We start from the raw sequence: 22,808 nt of genomic DNA on the forward strand, positions 1-22,808 counted from the left end.
ACCGACGCGTTGAACGCCAAGCGAGGACGCATCATCATGCAGATCTGGCACGATGGCATCGAAGCCTACCCTGGCGCTGCCGATGGCGCCCCCATTGTCTCCAGCAGCGCCACCGCTATTGAGGGTGAGATCCACACGCCACAAGGCAAGGTGCCGCACGCGGTGCCCCGCCCCCTGACCGTCGACGAGATTCCCGGCATCGTCGCTGCGTTTGCTCAAGGCGCGCGCAACGCCATTGCCGCCGGCTTTGATGGTGTGGAAGTACACGGCGCCAACGGCTACCTGATTGACCAGTTTCTGCGCGACACGCCCAACCAGCGCACCGATGCTTACGGCGGATCGCTGGAAAACCGTGCACGTTTGCTGTTCGAGGTACTCACTGCCGTGACCCAGGCGATCGGTTCCGAACGTGTGGGCCTGCGCCTGTCGCCCCTCAACAGCTTCAACAGCATGAAAGACAGCGACCCGCTGGCCCTCATCGGCTTCCTGGCCGATAGGCTCAATGCCTTCAAGCTAGCCTACCTGCACGTGATGCGCGCCGATTTCCTCGGCGTGCAGAAGGCCGATGTCATGCCCGTAGCGCGTGAAAAGTACAAGGGTGTGTTGGTGGGCAATATGGGTTACAGCGCTGATGAGGCAGAGGCAGCTATTGCCGAAGGTAAGCTTGACGCTGTGGCCTTTGGCACCGCCTTCCTGGCTAACCCGGACCTGCCCGCACGCATCAGGGCCAAGGCACCGCTGAACGCGCCTGACTCCAACACGTTCTATGCAGGTGGCGCCAAGGGCTATACAGACTATCCGACACTGCAGATCACGTAAATCACCGCCCCAGAAGACCGAAGAAACGAGCCACTTTTACCCAAGGCTCTGCCCTTCGATCTTGCGAAGCTGTGAGCTGCGAACACGTCATCAACGTGCTGGCACGCTTGCACTTCGTCCACGGCTGCGGCCCGGTCGGCCGGCATGCCGTACACAGTGGTGGTCTCTGGCGTGCTTCCAGGTGCGGGGTACCACCCCACCACCAAACACAAAACCCCGGCATGAAAATGCCGGGGTTTTTTATTGACCGCGTGGCGGGAATTCCGGACTCGTTCAGTTGGGCTATGAAAACCTTCCCTGGTTTTCACCCAAGGCTCGCTGCGCTCATGCAAAAACGCTCCCTGCGTTTTTGGCACCAAACGGCAGGATAGCCGTTTGGAACTGCGCAGCAGCCCGCAGGGCGAGGCACATGGATGTGCCGAGTACAATCCCCCCATCTCCACCAAATTCACATCTAAGGGTGTCCACAGACGTTCACCACGACGAATGATGGTACTCCTTGGTGCACATCAAATGTGCTTGTAGACCCTACATGCCCCCGCGTAACCCGACTCACAGAGACAAAGATCAAGCAGGCTATGTAGTAGCTTAATGAAACCGGACACCAGCTAGGCGACAATATTCGCCATTGAGAGGTGTTCAACAAAAGCCGCAGCTCCGCAGGTAGCCGTACCATACAGGACTTACTGAACGATCAGGGTGAATCACACCGGGTTTCGTAGAAACCTCCAGGCTTGATGATCAGGTTGTCCCTGAACGTCCGTTCCTGGCCGGAACCAGCCTGTTGTATCCGGCTGGAGACAGCCAAAAGCGGTCAGTTGGACGGGTTGAACTGGAACCGAAAGATTCTGCTCTCAGCCCCAGAAATGGCGATTAGACTGTAACCACGATCTTTCCAATCTGCTGATTGGCCTCAAGGAAACGATGGGCTTCCTGGATGTCACTCAGAGGGAAGGTCTTGGCGATTATCGGGCTCAGTGCTCCAGACTCCAGCCCCTGCAGAATAAACGCCTTGGCACGTTCAAGGGCTTCTGGATCGGCCACAATTTCTGCATAGATATAACCTTTGATGGTTAGGCTTTTGCCCAGCACGGTAAACAGCGGGAATGGCGTCGGTTCCGAGCTGAGTGCACCGTATTGCAGCAGAATACCGCCTCGGGCCATGCTCTGCGTGAGGGGCTCGAAGGACGGCCCGCCAACCGGGTCGAACACAACGCGAGCGCCTTGTCCTGCCGTTATCGCCATCACGCGCTCGACGATATCCTCTTCGTCACTCACGATCACATACGCGGCACCAGCATCCAGAAGGGCCTGTTTCTTCGCGCGGGTTCGCGTGATTGCAATTGGTGTGGCGCCGACCATGCGAGCAACCTGGAAGGCAGCCAGACCAACACTGCTTGATGCAGCGGTGACAAGGACAAAATCGTGTTGCCCGAGTTTGGCCTGCTCGATGAGTGCGCCCCAGGCGGTGACGTACTGCATCCAGGACGCAGCAGCCTTCTCAAAGGACAAACTCTCGGGGCTCTTCACCACCAGATGAGCAGGTACATTGGCCAGCTCTCCGTAGGTGCCCCAACGGGCGATGTCCAGAGGCGGGATTAGAGCGACTGCATCACCCACCTTGATCTCGGCTACGTCGCCACCCACTGCAACCACGATGCCTGCGGCCTCGTAGCCCAGGCGGCTAGGGAACTCGGCTTCCTGTAGGTATGCGTGATTGCGAAACATCACCTCGGCTCGGTTCAAGCCAATCGCTTTGACGCTAATCTGCACCTCGTTTGCAGCCGGTGCCGGTACGTCCAAATTTTCCAGCTTCAGAACACTGGCGTCACCGTATTCATGGATTCTGACAATGCGTGCCATTGCGGATACCTCGTTTTTGAATGTGCTTCGAAGTGCACAGGAAAGGTCTGCGGCTAATCGAAGAGTGAATAAAATGTAATCATTTTTTCACTCGATATAAGCGGGGCCTGACGCCGAAGCGACAAGCCCCCAACTCATTAGAATTCCTGCACGGTTGGGCGCAGAACGATCTCGTTAATATCCACGTCAGCAGGCTGCTCAATTGCGAAGGCGATAGCCCGAGCGACGGATTGAGCGGGAATTGCATGCTTGTAGAAGTCCACCACGAAATCGCGGCTCTGTTGGTGGGTGCTGCCGAATTTCAACTCGGAGTCCACGGCACCCGGTTCGATAGTCGTGGTGCGAATGCTGCCACCGACTTCGTGACGCAGTCCTTCGGAGATGGCCCGCACAGCAAACTTGGTGCCGCTGTACACCGTGCCGCCAGGGCTGAATACCTTCAGGCCTGCAACCGATGCGATGTTGATGAAGTGGCCACTGTTTTGTTTCTGGAAGACCGGCAATGCAGCCGCGACTCCGTACAGCAGCCCCTTGATGTTGATGTCGATCATGCGATCCCACTCGTCAGTGCGAGTATCACTGAGCGGTGCAATCGCCATCAGCCCGGCATTGTTGACCAGTACATCAATGCGCCCGTAGGTGTCCACGGCACCTTGAATGAGCGCTTTGACTTCTTCCTGAGAAGTGACATCGGTCTGATACGCGATTGCCTGACCACCTGCATTGGTCAGCTCAGTCACCAATGCGTCGAGTTTATCTTTGCGGCGTGCGGCCAGCACTACGCGCGCGCCAAGCGCAGCAAGGTGGCGTGCAGTCGCTTCACCCAAGCCACTGCTGGCGCCGGTGATAACGACAACTCTTCCAGAAATGTTATTGCTCATGTTGAGAACCTCATCGGCGGGTTTGTATTTCGCCATGGCTGATTAACCTGGCAGTGAACAAATCTTAGTCCCATGATTGATCTCAATAAATGGAAATGATTGGATTAAGCTATTCCTGAATATGGAACAAATAGGAGGGCAACATGCTTAACCGCATGGAGATGGTCAGGATTTTTTGCACAGCAGCAGAGGCTGGTAGCTTCCGCGAAGCAGCAACCCGATTAGGTATCTCCCCGCAAGGGGTTACCCGAGCCATTCAAGCCCTGGAAACGGAGCTTGGCGAATCGCTGTTTCACCGTAATACCCGCCAGGTGAGCATCACTGCTTTCGGTCAGGATTACGCCAAAGATGCCAGATCAGCTCTGGAGCATTTCGACACGCTATTCCGGTCGCACAGGATGGAACCAGAGCTGTCAGGGAGGGTGGGAATCACGGCTCCACATGCTATAGGCAGGCGCTTCTTAATACCGTTTCTTCAGCCCTTGGCCGCAGCACATCCAGACCTGCAATTCGATCTCCGCCTGGAAGATCAGATGACCGATGCCGTTGAGGCGCATATCGATATTGGTATCAGGGTGGGTATAATTCGCGACCGGCGCTACGTCGCACGGGCCTTAGCTCCCGTGCCGTTTTACGTTGTTGCAAGCCCGGCGCTAATAGAGCAAAAAACAACACCCAGATCTCTGGATGCCTTGGCTCAGCTGCCACTTTCGGTCCTGATCGACCAGAAAAATGGCCGCCCTTGGCCTTGGCTGTTTGCCGACGGGCAAACATTTACGCCCAGGCAGCCAGCTCTTATCTGTGATGATCCTGACACGGAATTGGAAGCCACCCTGGCAGGTATGTGCTTTGGCCAAATTCCTGGCTATCTGGCTGAGCCCCATCTGCGGTCAGGCAAGCTGGTTTCTGTTTTGGCTGATCTCGCTCCAGCGCCATGGGATCTGTTCATATACCGCCCGCAGCAGGGCCCTGTATCGAAGCGGGTTCGATTGGTGTACGACCATCTTAAGCAGGCCTTCTCAAACCCCGAGTTATTTCCCCAAGGCCCAGAAGCATAGCTATGCATACCTGCCAGCCAATCGTCCGCTTTTGGCCGGATCCTGCCAGTTGCAACAGGCGCCTCCCGGCCAGAAGCTGTAGTAGCCCCCAATTAAACCGGACACCTTGGTAGAAACAAAGGCCTGGGCATAGACCTGGTGCAAAGGAGTGTCCAAGGTGGAGTGGCGCGCAGCGAATGTCGGAAATCGGCGCGGGAACCGATACTGCGTGGAACCTCGGGGCCATCTAAACCCTGCGCGAAGCCGCATGCACCAGAGATTCAACTGAGTCAAATCCCGGGCTGCAACTCCACCTGCACCTCTCGCGATTTGCCGGCCCGCTCCACCGACAAAACCACCACATCGCCGACCTTCCTGTCGTCTAGCCGCGCGAGCAGCTTAGCCACATCGTCCGTCACCTTGCCATCAACACCGATGATGCGGTCGCCGGGCACGATGCCTTGCACAGAAACTCGACACTGGCTTCATCCAACAACGGGATCAGTGCCTTGGCATCTTCATCGAAACGCTGACGCAGCCGAGCGGATGAAGGTGATTGCTTGATGCCCATGGCCGCTTTAAAGAAGGGGTCATGAGTAGCGGATATTACCTCATGGAGCAGATGTAATCACAGCGGTGAGCTTAACGGCCCAGGCTCGCTGAACAGGTAGCCCTGGGACTCGTCAATACCCAGCTCCATGACCACTGCCTGTACTTCTTCACAGTGAACAAACTCGGCAACCGTACGAATGCCTGCATTGCGGGCGAAGTAAACGATGGCCCGTACAATTTCATAGCTGGTCGGGTCCAGATGGATATTGCGGATATATTTGGCGTCAATTTTTATGATATCCACCTCAAGCTCCAGAATGCGCTCGAAGTTGGAATACTCGGTACCAAAGTCATCAATTGCCAGCCGATAGCCTCGCTGCTTCAGCAACTGTAGCTGCGGCAAATGGGTCTGCTTGCCTGCACTGCTGGTACCTTCCAGAATCTCCAGAATAATCCGCTCTCGCGCAACACCATACCGCCGTGTCAGTTGATCAAGATAGTCGGGCAAGTAGCCCAGCTCGATATCGGTTTCGGTGATGTTAACGGCCAGCTCACCTTCAACACGTGCCAACAGTGCAATCCCCTGCTCGACCACCGAGCGCGTGATTGACGGCAGCAGTCCAGACAGGGCTGCGACTTCCAGAAAATGTCCGGGGCTGTACACTTCACCATTGTGCTCCAGACGTACCAGCGCCTCCCACTTCTGAATATGTCCGCTGTGGTTATCTCGTATACCCTGGAACCAGGCTTTTATTCCATGATTGTGCATGGCTTCATGCAAACGTGCATTCCAGCCCAAATAGTCTTCCTTTTTTCGCCGTGCAGACATCTCCTGATCGGGATCGAACAGGTGCGTAGCGCTTTTGCCCTTTTGATTGGCCTGCTTGAGCGCAACCATGGCGCGGCGCAACAAATCCTCGCCACCACAGGCCACCCCTGCGTTAAAGGTGAGATAAAAATTCAAGCCATCCAGCTGAACCGGCTCGGCAAAAAAATGCTGTCGGAGCCGCTCCACTTCTTTCACCGGATCATTCAGCTGGTCGTACAACACCGCAAACTCGTCCGCACTGCCTCGATAGACACACCCTGACAACACAACCCGATTCAGCTCTACAGCCAATGTACGCAACAGTTTGTCACCCACTCCCAAGCCATAGGCCGTGTTGATATAGCCCAGATTATTGAGATTGATCAGTACAAGTGCCGCGCTGCCGGGCGCTGCCTTCAGAGCCCGCAGAAGACTCTGCGAATTTGGCAGCCCCGTCAGGGCGTCATGTTCGAGGCTGTATATCAGCTGCTCTCGTTGCTGCTGCAACTGCTGTTGCTGAGCATGTCGCAACAGGACGATGGCTATCAACGCCGCGCCAACATCCAGCAGTCGTTTATGAAAGTCCGAGGGTGTGCGATGTTCAAATGAAGACAGGGCAAAGGAGCCAATCGCCTCTCCCTGCTCATTGCGCACTGGAAAAGACCAGCAAGAACACAGATTGAAATCGCGAGCCAAGTTGCGCAGATCGCTCCAGTGAGGGTCTGTAAAGGTGTTGTATACGAAAACGGGGGCATTGCCATGAACGGCATTGCCACACGAACCACCGCCAGGTCCCGGTTTTAGCCCACACAGACGACTGACATCGTCAGCAGGAATGCTGGGTGCAGATACCATGTTCATCACGTGGGAGTGTGCATCCCACTTCCTTTTGCAGGTGCTCGGACCATATACAGCACATAAAAAAGCCGTACATTTGATCACGCAATGTACGGCTCATTATACAGATGTTTGAGTGTGATCAATCAGTATTTTCCATCGCCTCACAGGCTTCCAGCGTGTTCTGCAGCAGACAGGCAATGGTCATGGGGCCCACGCCACCGGGTACCGGTGTGATGGCAGACGCCTTTTCAGATGCACTGGCGAATTCAACGTCCCCCACCAGACGGCCATCGTCCAGACGGTTGATGCCCACATCGATCACCACGGCACCGGGCTTGAGCCACTCGCCCTTGATGAACTCGGGAATGCCCACGCCGGCTATCACGATATCGGCCGTGGCCAGTTCACCGGGGAGGTCTTGGGTTTTGGAGTGACAGACCGTGACGGTGGCTCGGGCCATCAAAAGCTCCAGCGCCACCGGGCGGCCCACGATGTTGGAGGCTCCCACCACAACGGCCTTTTTCCCTTCCGGGTTGATGCCATAGGCCGCCAGCAGACGCATGCAGCCATAGGGTGTGCAGGGGCGAAGGGTTGGAGCCTTGCCCGCCAGACGCCCCAGATTATAGGGGTGGAATCCATCCACATCCTTGGAGGGGTGAATACGCTCAATGACCGCCTGCACGTCGATCTGCCTCGGCAGTGGCAGCTGTACCAGAATACCGTGGATCTGATCATCGGCGTTCAGAGTATCAATCAACTCAAGCAGCTGTGCCTGCGTTGTATCCATCGGCAGGCTGTGATTGCGTGACAGAAAGCCCACTTCTTCGCAGGCTCTGACTTTGCTGCGCACATAGACCTGTGACGCCGGGTCCTGCCCGACCAGTACCACGGCAAGTCCGGGCCGAGGCTTGTTGGCGGATACACGCTCGGCAACCTTGCCTGCAATCTCCATCCGCAGCCCTGCCGCTACGGCCTTGCCATCGATCAGTTGAGTGTCCAAGATCGTCTCCTGAATCAGGTTTTTTAAAAGGGCGATACCCCCGCTACCCTATCATCAGGTGCAGGGCTTACTGTGGCCTGCGGACTCGCTTGCGAGTCAGCAGGCCATGGGTGCTCAGAATCCCTGACCGGGAATCCAGCTGGTGCCCGCCAGCGGCACACGGGCCATGGCGGCGGATTCAACGGTCAGAGCGACCAGATCTTCCGGTTCCAGGTTACGCAGATCGTTTTTGCCGCAGGCACGGGCCAACGTCTGAGCCTCCAGTGTCAGGACGCGCAGGTAGTTGGCCAGACGACGCCCACCTTCGACCGGATCCAGTCGCTGCATCAGGTCTGGGTCCTGAGTGGAAATGCCTGCCGGGTCCTTGCCTTCCTGGTAGTCATCGTAGAAGCCGGCCGCAGAGCCGATCTTCTCGTACTCTGCACTCCATTTCGGGTCGTTGCAGCCCAATGCCACCAGAGCAGCCGTGCCGATGGCAACGGCATCGGCGCCCAGTGCCATGCACTTGGCCACATCGGCGCCGTTACGGATACCACCGGATACGATCAACTGCACCTTGCGATGCATGCCCATCTCCTGCAGTGCCTGTACCGCCTGCGGAATGGCCGCCATTGTGGGGATGCCGACATGTTCGATGAACACGTCCTGAGTCGCGGCGGTACCGCCCTGCATGCCGTCCACAACAATCACGTCAGCACCGGCCTTGACCGCCAGCTTCACGTCATAATAGGTACGGGTTGCACCGACCTTGATGTAAATCGGCACCTGCCAGTCGGTGATCTCACGCAGTTCCTGAATCTTGATCGCCAGATCGTCCGGGCCGGTCCAGTCCGGGTGACGGCAGGCCGAGCGCTGGTCGATGCCCTTGGGCAGGTTACGCATCTGGGCAACACGGTCGGTGATTTTCTGGCCCAGCAGCATGCCGCCGCCACCGGGTTTGGCACCCTGGCCCAACACCACCTCGATGGCGTCCGCCTTGCGCAGGTCGTCCGGGTTCATGCCGTAGCGAGACGGCAGGTACTGATAGACCAGCTTGCTGGACTGGCCACGCTCTTCCGGGGTCATACCGCCATCACCGGTGGTGGTGGAGGTGCCCACGATGGAGGCACCACGTCCCAGCGCTTCCTTGGCGTTGGCCGACAGGGCACCGAAGCTCATGCCGGCGATGGTCACCGGGGTTTCGATCACGATCGGCTTCTTGGCAAAGCGGGTGCCCAGGGTCACCTGGGTGTTGCACTTCTCGCGATAGCCTTCCAGCGGGTAGCGCGACATGGACGCACCCAAAAACAGCAGATCATCAAAATGTGGCAACTTGCGCTTGGCGCCAAAGCCGCGAATGTCATAGATGCCGGTGTCCGCCGCACGGCGGATCTCGGCCATGGTGGTGCGGTCAAAGGTCGCGGATTCACGCAGGCCCGGGTTGACGTTGATATCGTTGCTCATGATGGAATCCTCTTGATTCATGTTGCGGCCCGGGAAGCGTTGTCGAGACCGGGCCGCTTTTGATCAGTACGCAGAAGCGTTGTCGACCTTGAAGTTGTACAACTGACGCGCCGAGCCATAGCGTTTGAAGCTGGCAGGATCTTCGTCCACACCGGCACGGTTGAGCAGCTCGGTCAGCTCCTCGATGTGCTCGGGACGCATCTCCTTCTCGACACAGTCGGCACCCAGGGATTTCACTTCGCCCTTGACGTAGATGTGCACCTCGTAGAGGGAGTCCCCCAGCGCTTCACCGGCATCTCCGCAGACGACCAGCGAGCCGGACTGCCCCATAAAGCAGCTCATGTGGCCAACGCTGCCCTTGACGACGATATCAACGCCTTTCATGGAGATGCCGCAACGGGCACCGGCGTTGCCTTCGATCACCAGCAGTCCGCCCTGTGCCGTGGCACCTGCCGCCTGAGAGGCATCACCCTTGACGCGAACCGTGCCGGACATCATGTTTTCCGCCACGCCCTGGCCGGCATTGCCGTGAATGACCACATGCGCCTTCTTGTTCATGCCGGCACAGAAGTAGCCCGCATGACCACGAATATCCACGGACAGGTTCTGATCTATGCCGCAGGCAATGTTGTGCTGGCCCTTGGGATTCAGTACTTCAAATTCACGCTCCAGGCACTCCTGTGCCTGATCATGCAGCGCCTGATTCAATTCACGGATGCTGGATTCAGCCAGATCAATCGTTTTCATATTCAATACTCCTCAAACAGGCGCTTAGCTGCGTTCCCAAACATAGAAAGTGGCCGGCTCCGGCTCCCATACCGTGGCATTCTCTATGCCCGGCAGGGTGGTCAGGGCCTGATACTCGGATGCCATGGCAACGTAGTCATCGGTTTCAGCCAGTACGGCGGGCTTACAGGCAATCGGGTCACGCATGACCGCAAAACCGTTACGGGTGCCGATGGTGAAGGTGAAGAAGCCGTCCAAGTCTTCCAGTGCATGTTCCAGCGCCTGCTTCAGACTGTCGCCTTCCTGCAGCCGCCAGGTCAGGTAACCCGCGGCGACTTCAGAATCGTTCTGGGTTTCAAATGTGATCCCTTCACGCTTGAGGTTCTCACGCAGGCGATTGTGGTTAGACAGGGAGCCGTTATGCACCAGGCACAGGTCCATGCCGGTAGAGAACGGGTGGCTGCCTTCCATGGTGACAGCGGACTCAGTCGCCATGCGGGTATGGCCGATGATATGGCTGCCTTTCATGCCTTCCAGGTTAAAGGTCTCAGCGATCTTCTCCGGCAGACCCACTTCCTTCAGGATTTCGATCGACTGGCCAACGCTCAAAATCAGCACATCCGACGCTTCTTCAGACAGCCACTCGCGCAGTGTCGCTTCCTCGGCATGCACCTTGAACACCGCCACACTGGCGTTCTGGAACCAGCTCAATTCCAGCTGGAGTTCGGTTTTCAGACGGGTGGCAAGTGCCTCCCAGTCATATTCTGCGTCCGGGTGACGCAGGGTCAGCTTGACCCAGCCTTCGCCCACTTCATCACCGTAGATGGCGAAGCCTGCGCTGTCCGGACCACGATCGGTCATTGCGATCAGCATCGGTTTGAACAGTTCACCAATCCGGCTTTCCAGCTCAGGATTTTTCAGATAAAGCCCGACAATTCCACACATAATCACATTCCTCGTAACAAATCCGGATCAGAAAAATTCGGCGTAGTGACTGACTTCCCAGTCCGATACATGACGGCTGTATTCAACCCACTCGGTCCGTTTCACCTTGAGGAACTCGGACACGATTTCCTGTCCCAACGCTTCGGTGAAAACGGTGTCCGCTTCCAGCGCATCCAGCGCCTCGTTCAGGTTCTGGGGCAGGATCTCGACGCCTTTCTCCTTGATCTGATCCAGAGTCAGGCTGTACAGGTTGAGGTTCATCGGCTCACCCGGGTCCAGCTCGCGTTCGATACCATCCATGCCTGCGGCTATGATCGCTGCGGTGACCAGGTAGGGGTTACAACCGGAGTCCGGCAGTCGGAATTCCAGTCGGCCATAAGGGACTCGCACCATGGCCGAGCGGTTGTTGTCGCCGAAGCAAATGTAAGCCGGCGCCCAGGTGGCACCGGAGGCGTTGCCACCCACGACCAGACGCTTGTAAGAGTTGACCGTCGGTGCAGCGAAGGCACAGAGTGCCGGTGCGTGCGCCAGCAGGCCCGCCGTAAAGTGATAGGCCATTTTGGACAGCCCCATGCCACTCACATCGTCCGGGTCATGGAACAGATTGCGGCCATCCTTGTCTGTGATCGACAGGTGGAAGTGCATGCCGTTACCGGTGCGATCGGAAGACGGCTTGGGCATGAAGGAACACACCATATCCAGCTCGTTGGCGATCTCGCCCGCCGCCATGCGTACAAAGGTGAAACGGTCAGCCGATGTCAGTGCATCGCTGTAGGTGTAGTTGATCTCGAACTGGCCGTTGGCGTCTTCGTGGTCGATCTGATACACATCGAAATCAACCTGCTGCAGCGATTCAACCAGTTTTTCCAGAAACGCACGGGAACGTGACAGACCCTTGTAGTCATAGCAGGGCTTGTCCAGTACATCACTTTCATCCACTGGCATCAGGACACCCTTGTCATCACGGGTGAACAGCGAAAACTCGGGCTCCACACCGGTGTTCAGCGTCCAGCCCCTGTCGGCCAGACGCGCCAACTGCTGTTTCAGCACCACACGGCTGCAATAGGGATGAGGCGCATTGCTCACATAACCGTCACAGGCGATGCGGGCATAACCCGGCTGCCAGGGTACGATGCTGAAGGTTTCCAGGTCACCGCGGGCCATGAAGTCAGGGCCATGTGGCTCCATCCCCAGTCCCCAGACGGCAAACCCGGCAAAACCGGCACCTTTTTCGACCACATCCATAAGGCAGCTAGCCGGCACCGACTTGGTCTTGGCCACGCCGTGGATATCAACAAACTGCGCCAGCACGTACTTGATGTTGTTCTGGCTGATAATGCGTTCGATCTCTGCGGGCATCATGATGCACCTCCTGTCGTTTTTCGGGTTGCGCTGAGGTCATCAAGGACCGCGCTGAATATTTCGCTGAGATAGTGTCGGTAACTCGGATCCGCACCGATCAGCAGGTTGCCGCTTTCAACTTCGTGATAGAGCCAGCAGCTGACGCCAGCTACTGAGGTCATTAGCCAGTTGCCGCGCTGAAGCTGGCGGAAATCGTACTGACACAGGTGTGCCATGAATGCGATCCAGTTACCCCCGGTCAATTCGAACACGCAGTCGTAGCGGCGGAAGCACCACTCTCCCTGTGGCACAGGAAGGGTGCCAGCAAGCATCGCCATGTACTCGTCACGTCCGGTTCGGGCCACCAGAGCGCCGGGGCGCTCTTCGGCACTCAAGACCGCCTCAGGCAACGGCAAGCCTGCCGCTGCCAGCACTGCCTTGCTGTCAGGTCCTGTCAGCAGATAGCTGCTCAGTTCACGTACACCGATCTGCAGCGTGTTCGGTTGTTGTGTGTTCATCAGGCCACCTCCGTCAGATCAACGGTCTGACGCGCACCTTCGGCGTCATAGAAGGGAGTTGCACAGGGTTCAAGCGATACCAGTTCACCGCTGTCGACACGCACCTTGAAATCGCCTTCAGTTGCAGCCAGCGGCATGTCCACCATGGCCAGACCGATATAGCGACCCAGGGAGGGACTGTAGGCGATACTGGTAATGCGACCGGCGATATCACCGTTTTCGATCAGCAAGTGGCACTCTTTCGGCCGCTCTCCGCTGTACCCCTTGGGCAGCATGAAGCCGCACAGATGTCGGTTGCAGCGCTCTTTCAACAGCGCCAGTGAAGGCTTGCCGGTAAACCAGGGCTTGGTCTTCAGCGGCACAGCCCAGGGCATGTTGGCTTCGAAAGGGTTGGTCAGGCCATCGGTGTCCTGACCGACGATGATGTGTCCCTTTTCCAGTCGCAGTACACGCTGTGCTTCAACACCGAATGGACGAATACCGTACTCGGTGCCCTTTTCCATCAGGGTGTTCCAGATCCGTTCGGCGGCATCCACCGGCAGGTGGATCTCGTAACCCAGCTCACCGACAAAGCCGACCCGAATCAGGCGCACAGGCACACCGCACAGCGTGCCTTCTCGGCAGCCCAGATAGGGAAAGTGCTCTTCGCTCAGATCGATATCGGTCAGCGGCTTAATCAGCGTGCGAGCATGGGGGCCGGCCAGGTTCATCGCCGCCAGCGTTCCGGTGCGATTCACCAGACGAACATCCAGCCCCCACTCGATCACATGGCGTGACAGCGTACGGAACGTGGCATCGGCATGGCTGGTGGTGGCGGTAACATAGAAGCGATCTTCGGCGATGCGTCCTACAATGCCGTCGTCAACGATGACGCCGCTGTCATCCACCATCAGGGCATAACGGGTCATGCCCAGTTTGATGTTGGACATGCGCATGGTGTAAGTGCCATCCAGCAGTTTGCCAGCGTCCGGGCCCATCACTTCGATCTTGCCCAGTGTGGACACGTCGATCAGGCCCAGAGCCGTGCGCACCGCCTGCACTTCGCGCAGAATCGCCTGGGCACGCTCCTCGGGGCGGCCATAGAATTCAGGCCGCATCCATACCCCCGCTTCCATCATCTGAGCGCCATTGTCCAAATGCCACTGGTGCAGCGCCGTCAGACGCTCGGGACGGAAGCGACGACCGGCCAGTGCCTGTACCGGCACCGGATGGAACATGGGACGCGCCGTGGTGGAGCCGGTCTGATCGATGCTGCGACCCGTAACGGCGGCCAGCACACGAATGCCGTTCATGTTGGCATGCTTGCCCTGACTCGGGCCCATGCCTACCGTGGAGAAACGCTTCATCAGCTCGATGTTGTCGAAGCCTTCCTTCGCCGCGTTGATCAGATCCTTGAGCTGCAGATCTTCGTCGAAATCCACGAAGTTCTTGCCTTTCGGGTGCTTCACGATCGGCCAGGGGTGGGAGTGCGCCACGCTGTCGCGGAAGGCACTCAACGCCGCCGTAACCGGCTGGCCTTTGAGCCAGGCAGCCGCCTCGGTTGCTGCACGCTCTCCATCGGCCAGGCGCTGCTGCAGCGTAAACGCACCGTTCAGGCGACCGCAGGCGAAGATCCCGTTCGGCAGCTCCTGTGGCAGGAGCTGCTCCAGGGTAAAGTCATAGGCCAGACGGCCACCGGCCTGATACAACAACTGTGAAGCCGGTGCCCAGCCGACGCTCATCAACAGCAGGTCAACGTCAAACTCTCGCGCCTGCGTGGCATCACACTGCTCGCCATCAAAAGGCGCCACCACAACACGCTTAAGCTGGCCCTTGCCCTGCGCCTCATGGACCGCATGCCGTTCCAGCACCGGTACCTTGAGCGCCGCCAGCTCGTCTGCCCAGGCACCGCGACCGCTGGCGGAGCCCATGTCGATCACCGCCGACACCTGAACGCCGGCCTTGATCAGATCGAGCGCAGCGCGGTAGCCCTCGCTGTTGGCGGTCAGTACCGCCGCACGCTGCCCCGGCTTGACCGCGTAACGCGCGATCAAGCGCTGGGCACCCGACGCCATCATCACACCGGGCAGGTCGTTGTTGCGAAAGACCGCTGGCTGCTCCATCACACCAGTGGCGCTGATTACGGCGCGTGCACGCATCTTGACGATGCCATTCGGGCCCACAAGCGGCACGTAGTGATCGGTGTACCAGCCGCAGGCCAAGTGCGCCGGCAACACCCGTATATTGGCGTGAGACTGGACCTTCTGTTTAAGACTGGACCGCACCGGCTCCGCTTCTACCTCGTTCACCAGCTGATAGTCCAGGCTGCCGCCGATCTGCGGGTTTTCATCCACCAGCACCACATCCAGCCCCTGTTCGGCTGCGCTCAGCGCAGCCTGCATGCCGGATGCACCGGCACCGATCACCAACAGATCGCAGAAACCGTAGGATTTGGGCTGACGGCGCACACTCCAGCCGGTATCAATACGCCCCAGGCCCGCTTTTTCGCGAATCAGGCGCTCCCACATCGGGAACAGTTTTTTCGGTTTGTGAAATGCCTTGTAGTAGAAGCCCACCGGCAGAAAGCCCGACAGCTTCTCGATAATCCGGTCCCGGTCGTTCTCAAGGCTGCCGTTCACGTTGCAGGCGCTCAGCACCATACCCTCGATCAAAGGCGTTACATCGCCGCGGATATTGGGCTCTTCACTGCTCTGGAACAGCGCGTTAACGTCATGGTTGGCCAGTGTTACGGCCCCACGCGGGCGGTGGTACTTGAAGCTGCGCCCCAGCAGGGTCTGGCCCGCCGCCAGCAGTGCGGAGGTGATGCTGTCGCCGCGGTAACCGGTATAACGACGGCCTTCAAATTCAAAGTCACAGAGCGCCGAGCGGTCGATCCACTCCAGCGGCTGCTGATCAAGCCGGGATGTCATAGCGCACCTCCTCCAGGTCGATAAACCGAAGCACTTCATCCTTCAGGGTGTCGCGCTCCATCACATACCAGCGCCCGGTCGGACGGTGGTACCACCATTCGCGCAGCAGGCCCGGTGCACCGTTTCTGTTGAATACATACTCGGCCCAGGTGATCTCATCCGCGTCCATCGGTGGCTTGCGAACCTCTCCGACATAGTCGAACTCGCTGATCGGCCGACGGCCTATTACGGGACAATCAAATACTTTCATCGCCCTCTCCTCAGTGCCCGACCGATGCTGCACCCTTCTCGCCGACCAGATCGAAGTCGGCGAAACGGGACAGTCGGAAGGGTTCAATCAGTTCATGGTTGCGGTCGTTGGCCAGCGTCCAGGCCATTGTTTTGCCGCTGACGGGAGTGGCCTTGAAGCCCCATGTCCCCCAGCCGGCATCAAGGTAGAAACCCTCAATCGGGGTCTTACCCATGATCGGGGCAAAGTCGGGGGTGATATCACTCATTCCGGCCCACTGGCGCATCACTTTCATGCGGCTCATGAACGGGAACAGGTCGATCATTTTGTCGGTCAGCCCTTCAACGAAATCAAAGCTGGAGCGGGTGGAGTGCAACACCGATGGATCGACCGAAGCCCCCATCACCATTTCGCCACGCGAGGACTGGCTGACATAGACATGCAGGCTGCCGGACACGACGATGGTGTCCATGAACGGCTTCACCGGCTCGGACACACAGGCCTGCAGCGGGTAGATCTCGATCGGGGTCTGCAACCCCAGCATGGAGGTGATTCGCGGGGTGGAACCGGCCACCATGGATACCACCTTGTTACAGCTGACAAAGCCGCGGTCGGTTTCAACACCGGTCACCCTGTCGCCCTGGGTACGGATGGCAGTGACACGGGTTTTCTGATGAATCTCCACACCGCGGTTGTAGGCGCCCCGGGCGTAGCCCCAGGCAACGGCATCATGACGTGCAACCGCGCCCGGCGCATGATAGAGCGCGCCCATCACCGGGTTGTGGCCGGCACAGTCGAGGTCCATGTAGGGCACTTCTTTGGCGATGAAATCGCGATCCACCACTTCGGAATCGATACCGTGATGCTTGTTCACCTCGGCACGCCAGCGCATGGTGCGCAGAGCACTGTCAGTGTGCGCCAGCGTGAAGTGGCCTCGTGTTGAGTAGAAGATGTTGAGGTCAAAATCGTCAGACAGATCCTCAAACAACTTCAGGCTGGTGTCGTAAAACTTCACCCCTTCAGGCGTGAGGTAGTTGGAACGCACGATGGTGGTGTTGCGGCCGGTATTGCCGCCACCGATGTACCCTTGTTCCAGCACCGCCACATCCGTGATGCCGTGCTCCTTGGCGAGGTAGTACGCACAGGCCATGCCGTGACCACCACCACCGATGATCACCACGTCATAATGTGATTTCAGTGGCCGGGTTTCCGGAAAGAACCGGGGCTCATTGTGAGACGACGTGAAGCCATGTTTAAGCAGGCGCCAGGGCATAATATTCTCCTAGGCAAAGACAACGGTTTTATTGCCGTGTACCAGTACACGGTCTTCGATGTGGTAGCGCAGGCCGCGTGCCAACACCGACTTCTCCACGTCCTTGCCCAACCGGACCATATCCGCAGTGGTGTTGTGGTGGGTAACGCGATGCACGTCCTGCTCAATGATCGGCCCGGCATCAAGCTCCGAGGTGACGTAGTGACAGGTGGCACCGATCTGCTTCACGCCGCGCGCGGCGGCCTGATGGTATGGGCGTGCGCCAATGAAGGAGGGCAGGAAGCTGTGGTGGATATTGATGATCCGACCCGGATACAGCTCACACAGTTCTTCGGGAATGATCTGCATGTATTTAGCCAGCACAATGGCATCGGCTTCCGCCGCCGCGATCTGTTCACGCACGGCACGGAAATGCGGTTCCTTGTTGCTCATATCGACCGGGACGTGTACATAGGGAATACCGTGCCACTCGACATAGGAGCGCAGGTCGTCATGGTTGGAGATGACACAGGGAATATCGATGTTCATCTCCCCCGAACGCCAGCGGTACAGCAGATCCGACAATGCATGCGCTTCCTTTGATACCATCAGGACCACGCGCTTGCGCTGGGAGGAGTCAGTGATCTGCCAGTGCATGCCGAACGTCTCGCCCAGCGGAGCGAATTTGGCTTTCAGTTCTTCCAGCCCAAATGGAAGCGAATCGGCCAGTACTTCGTACCGCATGAAGAACTGGCAGTTCTCTGTATCAGCGAACTGATGTGCCTCGCTGATCCAGCCACTGTGAGAGGCGAAGAACTGGGTAACGGCTGCTACAATCCCGACCCGATCAGGGCAGGAGACGGTCAGACGGAATTTGCGTGCATGTTGGGTTTCGATTGCCATGACCTTGTCCCATATTTCTTTAAAGGAAAGTTTATTTCCTTAAGGTAAAAGCAATCTCTTTGCCAACTTTGCTCTTCAGGCAAAAAAATTGCTCACAGCAAGGCTAAGGCATTGTTTTAGCTTATTATGTGAAAATAAATATACTGTCAGGAATATTAAGCTGTTCAAGCCTCACTCATGGTTGCACGCAGAAAAACGCACCATTGGTGAACAGAACGCACAAGAAAGGAGCATGACGCCCATGAGCGATGCCGATAACCCGAAACTGAAGCTTGAGCAGTACATCGCCATGCGCGTGAAAAGCAAACGTACCGAGCAGAGCCTGAAGATCACCGATGTTGCCCGCATCGCAGGGCTTAGTCAGGGTATGGTGAGTAAGATCGAGAACGCGCAGGTTTCTACCAGCCTGGATACGCTGAGTCGATTGTGTGATGCCATTGGGCTGCCGATTTCACAGCTGTTTACCGACTATGACCGCCCCGAGGGCACGGCACAGCTGACCAAGGCAGGTGAAGGGATGGAGGTAGTGCGCCGCGGGACCGAGAAAGGCCATACTTACCAGCTGCTCAGCTACCACCGCGGCAAGAAGAAAAGCTACGAGCCTTTTCTGATCACCATGGACGATGCCAGCGAGGTGTTCCCAACCTTTTCTCACCCCGGTCAGGAGTTCATCTACCTGCTGCAGGGACAGATTCGCTACCGACACGGCAACCATCTGTACGACATGGGGCCCGGGGATGCACTTTCATTTGATGCAGAGATTCCCCACGGGCCTGAAGAGTTGCTGGAGGTTCCGATCCAGTTGTTGTCGATCATTCATTATGATGACCAGTAGATGTGAGCCTGCCGTTTTCCGATCAAGACTCTCAGCCTATCCTTCTACCCGGTTTCGCCCGGATGATTTGGCACGATACATGGCGCGGTCTGCGGCACCTACCAGCTGACGGATACTGTTACCATTTTCCGGAAAACCGCTGATGCCGGCGCTGAAAGTCAGTTCCAGCGACTCCCCTCCTTGGGTGACAAAGGGGGTAACGTTGAAGTGTTTCAGCAGGCGTTGCATCATGCCGTGAGCGGAGTTGCGATCCATTCCCGGGAACAGCAGCAGAAACTCTTCACCTCCCCAGCGGAACAGCCACTCATCGGCGCGCAGGCAGCGGCGCAGTTCATCGGCCACATGACGAATGGCCCGATCACCTTCCAGATGACCATAATCGTCATTGAGCGGCTTGAAGTGGTCGATGTCGAGCATCACCACTTGCAGGGGCTGATTGTCGCGTCGGCAGTCACGCAAAAAACGTTCAAACAGCTCATACCCCGTGCGCCGATTATAGAGCCCTGTCAGTTCATCTCGCTGGGATCGTTCGAGCAGCTCGGCGGCATAATGCTCGGACTCTGTGATATCCAGCACAAGGCCGATCATGCGTTGCGGACGACCGTCCAGATCGCGCTGTGCCACCATCCCTCGGTCATGTACCCAGAGATAGTGTCCGTCACGGCTGCGCAGGCGGTATTTGGCCTCATAGCGCGACGACTTGCCCTGCAGATGATCCTGCAGCAGCGTGATAACGCGCTCCAGGTCTTCCTGATGTACTGAGTTGCGCCATGTATCCAGAGTGGGTGAGCTGATCTCGTTCGGACCATAGCCCAGCATGCGGAACCACTGCGGACTCAGAAAGAGGCTATGGTCCTGCAGGTTCCAGTCCCACAGGCCGTCACTGGACTCATTCAGCAACAGCGCACGAATCAGCTCATCATCCGTCAGGTGTTCGCGATGTCGGTGGTGCTCGCTCAGGTCACGTGCCACCGAGACCAGATAGCCACGTCCCTTATATTCCAGATAGTCTGTGACCACCTCAACCGGGAAATCGGTGCCATCCTTGCGCACATGCCGCCCCATGAAGGTGTAATTGCCCGCAGCGATAATGGCAGCCGATATTTCACGCCACTGGTTGGGGCCGGTCACATCCTGATTCAGACTCAGTACGCTCTGGTCAATCAGCTCCTCTGGGCTCATGCCCAACGCTCGACAGCCCGCCTCATTGGCCGCAAGTATCGATGAGCTGTCGGGGTCAATCACATAAATCGCATCACTCACACCATGAAACAGACGTGTGAAAAATGCATCCTGCAACGGGTTACCTCTGTCCATGTATACTGCGCTCCAGCTCCTGTGCCGAGCCCGGTCGGCTGTACAGGTAGCCCTGAAAACCTTGGCAACCCGACATCACAAGTGCCTGTCTTTGTTCATTCGTTTCGACCCCTTCTGCCACAACAGACAGATCCAGGCTTTGGCCCAGCGCCACAATGGTACGGATAATGGCGGCATCGTTGGGATCCGTCATCAGATCACGCACAAAGCTTTGATCAATTTTCAATTTATCCAGAGGCAGGCGCTTGAGATAACTCATGGAGGAATAGCCGGTGCCAAAATCATCCAGGGCGAAATGAACGCCTCGCTGGCGAAGTACCTGCATTTTGTCGATGGTCTGCTCTATGCTCTGCACCAGCATGCTTTCGGTCAGCTCCAACTCAAGCGCACATGCATCGGCCCCGGTTTGATCCAGAATCGAACATACTTCGGAGACAAACCCCTCATCCTGCATCTGACGGGCACTGATATTCACGGCGATACGAACGTTCGCAAGTACAGGATGCTGTTGCCAGGCGACAAGCTGTTCACAGGCGGTTCGCAGGATCCAACGCCCCAGTGGCAAAATTAAACCGCTGGTTTCGGCAACCGGAATGAAGTCGGCCGGCGAAACCATGCCCTGCTCGGGATGCTGCCAGCGGACAAGCGCTTCCATTCCAATCAACTTGCCCTCCAAGTTGAACTGGGGCTGATACCAGAGTCGGAATTCATCCTGTTCCAGCCCCCGGCGCAGGCCGGCTTCCAGCTCGGCTCTGAGCCGCACCTGCGCCTGCATGGAAGGATCGAAAAAGCTGAATCCACTGCGCCCGGCACTTTTGGCGGCATACATGGCCAACTCTGCCTTTTTGATCAGTTCACGAATATCACCGGGCGCATCGGAGAACATGGCCACGCCGATACTTGCGGTTCCGGTATGGGTGTTGCCATCACTCAGCTCAAAAGGTTCACTCAGCGCCAGCAATGTCGTGTTTACATGCTGTTCCACCTGCATCAAAGCACGATCACGGAAGGGGCTGAGCCCTTCCAGCAGCAGAATGAATTCATCTCCGCCGAAACGGGCCTGCATGAAATGTTCCAGCGGCAACTGATTCAGCCGTGCCGCCACAGCCTGCAACAACTGGTCACCCACCTCATGGCCCTGATCATCGTTCAGGTCACGGAAGTTATCCAGGTCGATAAACAGGATCGCCCCTTCCTGACCATTGGGCTCTGCCGCCATGAGTGCCACCTTGAGCCGCTCCTGCAGCTGGCGCCGGTTGGGCAACCCGGTCAGCGGGTCAAAATGAGACAACTGGTGCAACTGCTGCTGATGCTTGCGCTGTTCAGTGATATCGGTGGATACGCCACACAACCCGCGCACCCTTCCCTTGGCATCACACAGCGGCATTTTGACCGTCATCAGCACACGGGGCTCGGTTGAGTTGACCGGCGTGATCACTTCCTCAACCACCACTCGCTTGCCCTGTTCAATCACCTGTCGATCGGCCTGGCGGATATCCTGCAAGGTGTCCTGGTCGAAGAAATCGGCGTCGCTGGCCCCGGTTAACTGCTCTTCAGTGCGACCCAGGAAACGGCACAGCGCAGCATTTACATACTCGTAACGGTAGTCCCTGCCCTTGTGGTAAATAAATGCCTGAATATTGGACAGGATGTCATTCAAGTGCGCTTCGTTTGCCTCAAGGGCACGGGTACGTGCCCGTACCTGTCGCTGCAGCAGCCAGACAAAGGCCAGCGCCAGCAACAGCAGCAGGGCAGAAACCGACAGTCCCCACACCAGAGCAGGAGGCACCAGTGCCGCTGGGGTTTCGCCACCCCAGCGTTTCATCAAGTTGTAGTAGGGGGAGTTCGCATCATCACGCCAACGTTGCAGCCAGTAGTCGATTCGTGACTGCAACTCATACCCTTTCCCGAGTGGAGCCGCGTAGTAAAGCCGACTGGGCTGAAACACGATAGAGGTCGGGATGATGCCGTATTCAGCTGCGTGATAGTTGCCGTACAGATGGTTGCTGACCGCCAAGTCCACATAGCCCTGCTGCAACTCCTGTAACGTTTCCTGCAGGGTGCTCACCGGCATGATGCGAGGACTGATATCAAATCCGTCCATCAACTGCTGCAGGTATTCATGCTGGACACCATCGGCCAGAATCGCGACCCGTTTCCGATCCAGATCCAGTGGCGAATGGATATTGCTGCCGGGCCGGCTGAACAGCTGAGACCAGCTGTGCAACGCCGGTACCTGATGAAAGTCGTAAAGCTCCTGCCGCGCCGGGCTGCTGGCCACATCCGGCATCAGGTCAATATCGCCCTGTGACAACAAGCTCAGGCAACGCTGCCATTCACACTGTACCGGTTCCAGTTGCCAACCTTCACGTTCAGCTATTGCCTGCAGCAAGTCGCCCAACAGCCCACTGGGCCGACCATCGGCTGCCGGCATGATTTTGGGTTCATTTTCATACACGCCGACCCGCACGACTCTGTCGGGTGTCGCCATACAGGCGCTGGACAGCGTCACAGCCAACAGCATCACGTACCGCAGCATCGGAGTGGACAAGGGTTTTCTCACTGCATCTTCCCTGCTTACTTGGGGGAC

At 57.5% G+C, this 22,808-nt stretch carries 19 protein-coding genes and 1 pseudogene; 3 read left to right on the plus strand and 17 right to left on the minus strand.

Going from position 1 to position 22,808, the window contains the following annotated elements; all coding sequences use genetic code 11:
- On the plus strand, positions 1-819 hold an 819-nt coding region (locus ABIE61_RS15300), incomplete at its 5' end, for an oxidoreductase (protein WP_354411034.1).
- A gap of 873 nt (positions 820-1,692) precedes the next feature.
- Here the strand turns inward: ABIE61_RS15300 and ABIE61_RS15305 are convergent.
- Both ABIE61_RS15305 and ABIE61_RS15310 read right to left on the minus strand, forming a co-directional pair.
- Complete coding sequence (locus tag ABIE61_RS15305) at positions 1,693-2,682, minus strand: zinc-dependent alcohol dehydrogenase family protein (RefSeq protein WP_354411037.1); 990 nt, start codon at positions 2,680-2,682, stop codon at positions 1,693-1,695.
- Between the two features lie 137 nt (positions 2,683-2,819).
- Positions 2,820-3,563, minus strand: a complete 744-nt coding sequence (locus ABIE61_RS15310; RefSeq protein ID WP_354411038.1) for an SDR family oxidoreductase — start codon at positions 3,561-3,563, stop codon at positions 2,820-2,822.
- A gap of 143 nt (positions 3,564-3,706) precedes the next feature.
- Here ABIE61_RS15310 and ABIE61_RS15315 point away from each other — a divergent pair, with 143 nt between their 5' ends.
- The gene (locus ABIE61_RS15315; RefSeq protein ID WP_354411041.1) at positions 3,707-4,621 is read left to right on the plus strand and encodes a LysR family transcriptional regulator; all 915 of its coding nucleotides are present in this window, start codon (positions 3,707-3,709) and stop codon (positions 4,619-4,621) included.
- 269 nt (positions 4,622-4,890) lie between these two features.
- Here ABIE61_RS15315 and ABIE61_RS18865 read toward each other — a convergent pair whose 3' ends face one another.
- The 13 genes and pseudogenes from ABIE61_RS18865 to purU all read right to left on the minus strand — a co-directional run bounded on the left by ABIE61_RS18865 (position 4,891) and on the right by purU (position 18,066).
- Positions 4,891-5,007: a hypothetical protein gene (locus ABIE61_RS18865; RefSeq protein ID WP_502915063.1), complete on the minus strand. Its 117-nt coding sequence runs from the start codon at positions 5,005-5,007 to the stop codon at positions 4,891-4,893.
- 41 nt (positions 5,008-5,048) lie between these two features.
- Positions 5,049-5,201 (minus strand): annotated as a pseudogene (locus ABIE61_RS15325) (IS1380 family transposase); the annotation flags it as partial.
- A gap of 27 nt (positions 5,202-5,228) precedes the next feature.
- Positions 5,229-6,815, minus strand: a complete 1,587-nt coding sequence (locus ABIE61_RS15330) for a sensor domain-containing diguanylate cyclase (RefSeq protein WP_354411043.1) — start codon at positions 6,813-6,815, stop codon at positions 5,229-5,231.
- A 124-nt stretch (positions 6,816-6,939) separates the two neighbouring features.
- Positions 6,940-7,800: a bifunctional methylenetetrahydrofolate dehydrogenase/methenyltetrahydrofolate cyclohydrolase FolD gene (folD, locus tag ABIE61_RS15335; RefSeq protein WP_354411046.1), complete on the minus strand. Its 861-nt coding sequence runs from the start codon at positions 7,798-7,800 to the stop codon at positions 6,940-6,942.
- A gap of 114 nt (positions 7,801-7,914) precedes the next feature.
- On the minus strand, positions 7,915-9,243 hold the full coding sequence (locus tag ABIE61_RS15340) for an FMN-binding glutamate synthase family protein (RefSeq protein ID WP_354411049.1): 1,329 nt from the start codon (positions 9,241-9,243) through the stop codon (positions 7,915-7,917).
- Between the two features lie 63 nt (positions 9,244-9,306).
- On the minus strand, positions 9,307-9,990 hold the full coding sequence (locus ABIE61_RS15345; protein ID WP_354411052.1) for a GXGXG domain-containing protein: 684 nt from the start codon (positions 9,988-9,990) through the stop codon (positions 9,307-9,309).
- A gap of 24 nt (positions 9,991-10,014) precedes the next feature.
- A complete protein-coding gene (locus ABIE61_RS15350) occupies positions 10,015-10,914 on the minus strand; it encodes a class II glutamine amidotransferase (protein WP_354411055.1) in 900 nt (299 codons plus the stop codon).
- Positions 10,915-10,941: 27 nt separating this feature from the next.
- The gene (gene glnT / locus ABIE61_RS15355) at positions 10,942-12,276 is read right to left on the minus strand and encodes a type III glutamate--ammonia ligase (RefSeq protein WP_091827696.1); all 1,335 of its coding nucleotides are present in this window, start codon (positions 12,274-12,276) and stop codon (positions 10,942-10,944) included.
- The gene (locus tag ABIE61_RS15360; RefSeq protein ID WP_354411058.1) at positions 12,273-12,773 is read right to left on the minus strand and encodes a hypothetical protein; all 501 of its coding nucleotides are present in this window, start codon (positions 12,771-12,773) and stop codon (positions 12,273-12,275) included. Before ABIE61_RS15360 ends, glnT begins: the two co-directional genes overlap by 4 nt.
- Positions 12,773-15,682, minus strand: coding sequence for a 2Fe-2S iron-sulfur cluster-binding protein (locus ABIE61_RS15365; RefSeq protein ID WP_354411060.1), 2,910 nt, complete (start codon positions 15,680-15,682; stop codon positions 12,773-12,775). Before ABIE61_RS15365 ends, ABIE61_RS15360 begins: the two co-directional genes overlap by 1 nt.
- Positions 15,666-15,932: a sarcosine oxidase subunit delta gene (locus ABIE61_RS15370; protein WP_091827699.1), complete on the minus strand. Its 267-nt coding sequence runs from the start codon at positions 15,930-15,932 to the stop codon at positions 15,666-15,668. The genes ABIE61_RS15365 and ABIE61_RS15370 overlap by 17 nt, the downstream gene beginning before the upstream one ends.
- Before the next feature lie 10 nt (positions 15,933-15,942).
- Positions 15,943-17,184: an FAD-dependent oxidoreductase gene (locus tag ABIE61_RS15375; protein WP_091827700.1), complete on the minus strand. Its 1,242-nt coding sequence runs from the start codon at positions 17,182-17,184 to the stop codon at positions 15,943-15,945.
- Positions 17,185-17,193: 9 nt separating this feature from the next.
- On the minus strand, positions 17,194-18,066 hold the full coding sequence (purU, locus tag ABIE61_RS15380; protein WP_091827701.1) for a formyltetrahydrofolate deformylase: 873 nt from the start codon (positions 18,064-18,066) through the stop codon (positions 17,194-17,196).
- A gap of 241 nt (positions 18,067-18,307) precedes the next feature.
- On the opposite strand from purU, the gene ABIE61_RS15385 reads away from it, so the two are divergent.
- Positions 18,308-18,901 carry a helix-turn-helix domain-containing protein gene (locus ABIE61_RS15385; RefSeq protein WP_354411064.1) on the plus strand — a complete coding sequence of 198 codons (594 nt, stop codon included), beginning with the start codon at positions 18,308-18,310 and terminating at the stop codon, positions 18,899-18,901.
- Positions 18,902-18,937: 36 nt separating this feature from the next.
- Here the strand turns inward: ABIE61_RS15385 and ABIE61_RS15390 are convergent, their stop codons facing one another.
- Positions 18,938-20,218 carry a sensor domain-containing diguanylate cyclase gene (locus ABIE61_RS15390; protein WP_354411067.1) on the minus strand — a complete coding sequence of 427 codons (1,281 nt, stop codon included), beginning with the start codon at positions 20,216-20,218 and terminating at the stop codon, positions 18,938-18,940.
- Positions 20,205-22,781, minus strand: a complete 2,577-nt coding sequence (locus ABIE61_RS15395; RefSeq protein ID WP_354411069.1) for an EAL domain-containing protein — start codon at positions 22,779-22,781, stop codon at positions 20,205-20,207. Before ABIE61_RS15395 ends, ABIE61_RS15390 begins: the two co-directional genes overlap by 14 nt.
- Positions 22,782-22,808 lie beyond the last annotated feature (27 nt).

Source organism: Marinobacterium sp. MBR-111, from assembly GCF_040547585.1.
Taxonomy (GTDB): domain Bacteria; phylum Pseudomonadota; class Gammaproteobacteria; order Pseudomonadales; family Balneatricaceae; genus Marinobacterium; species Marinobacterium iners.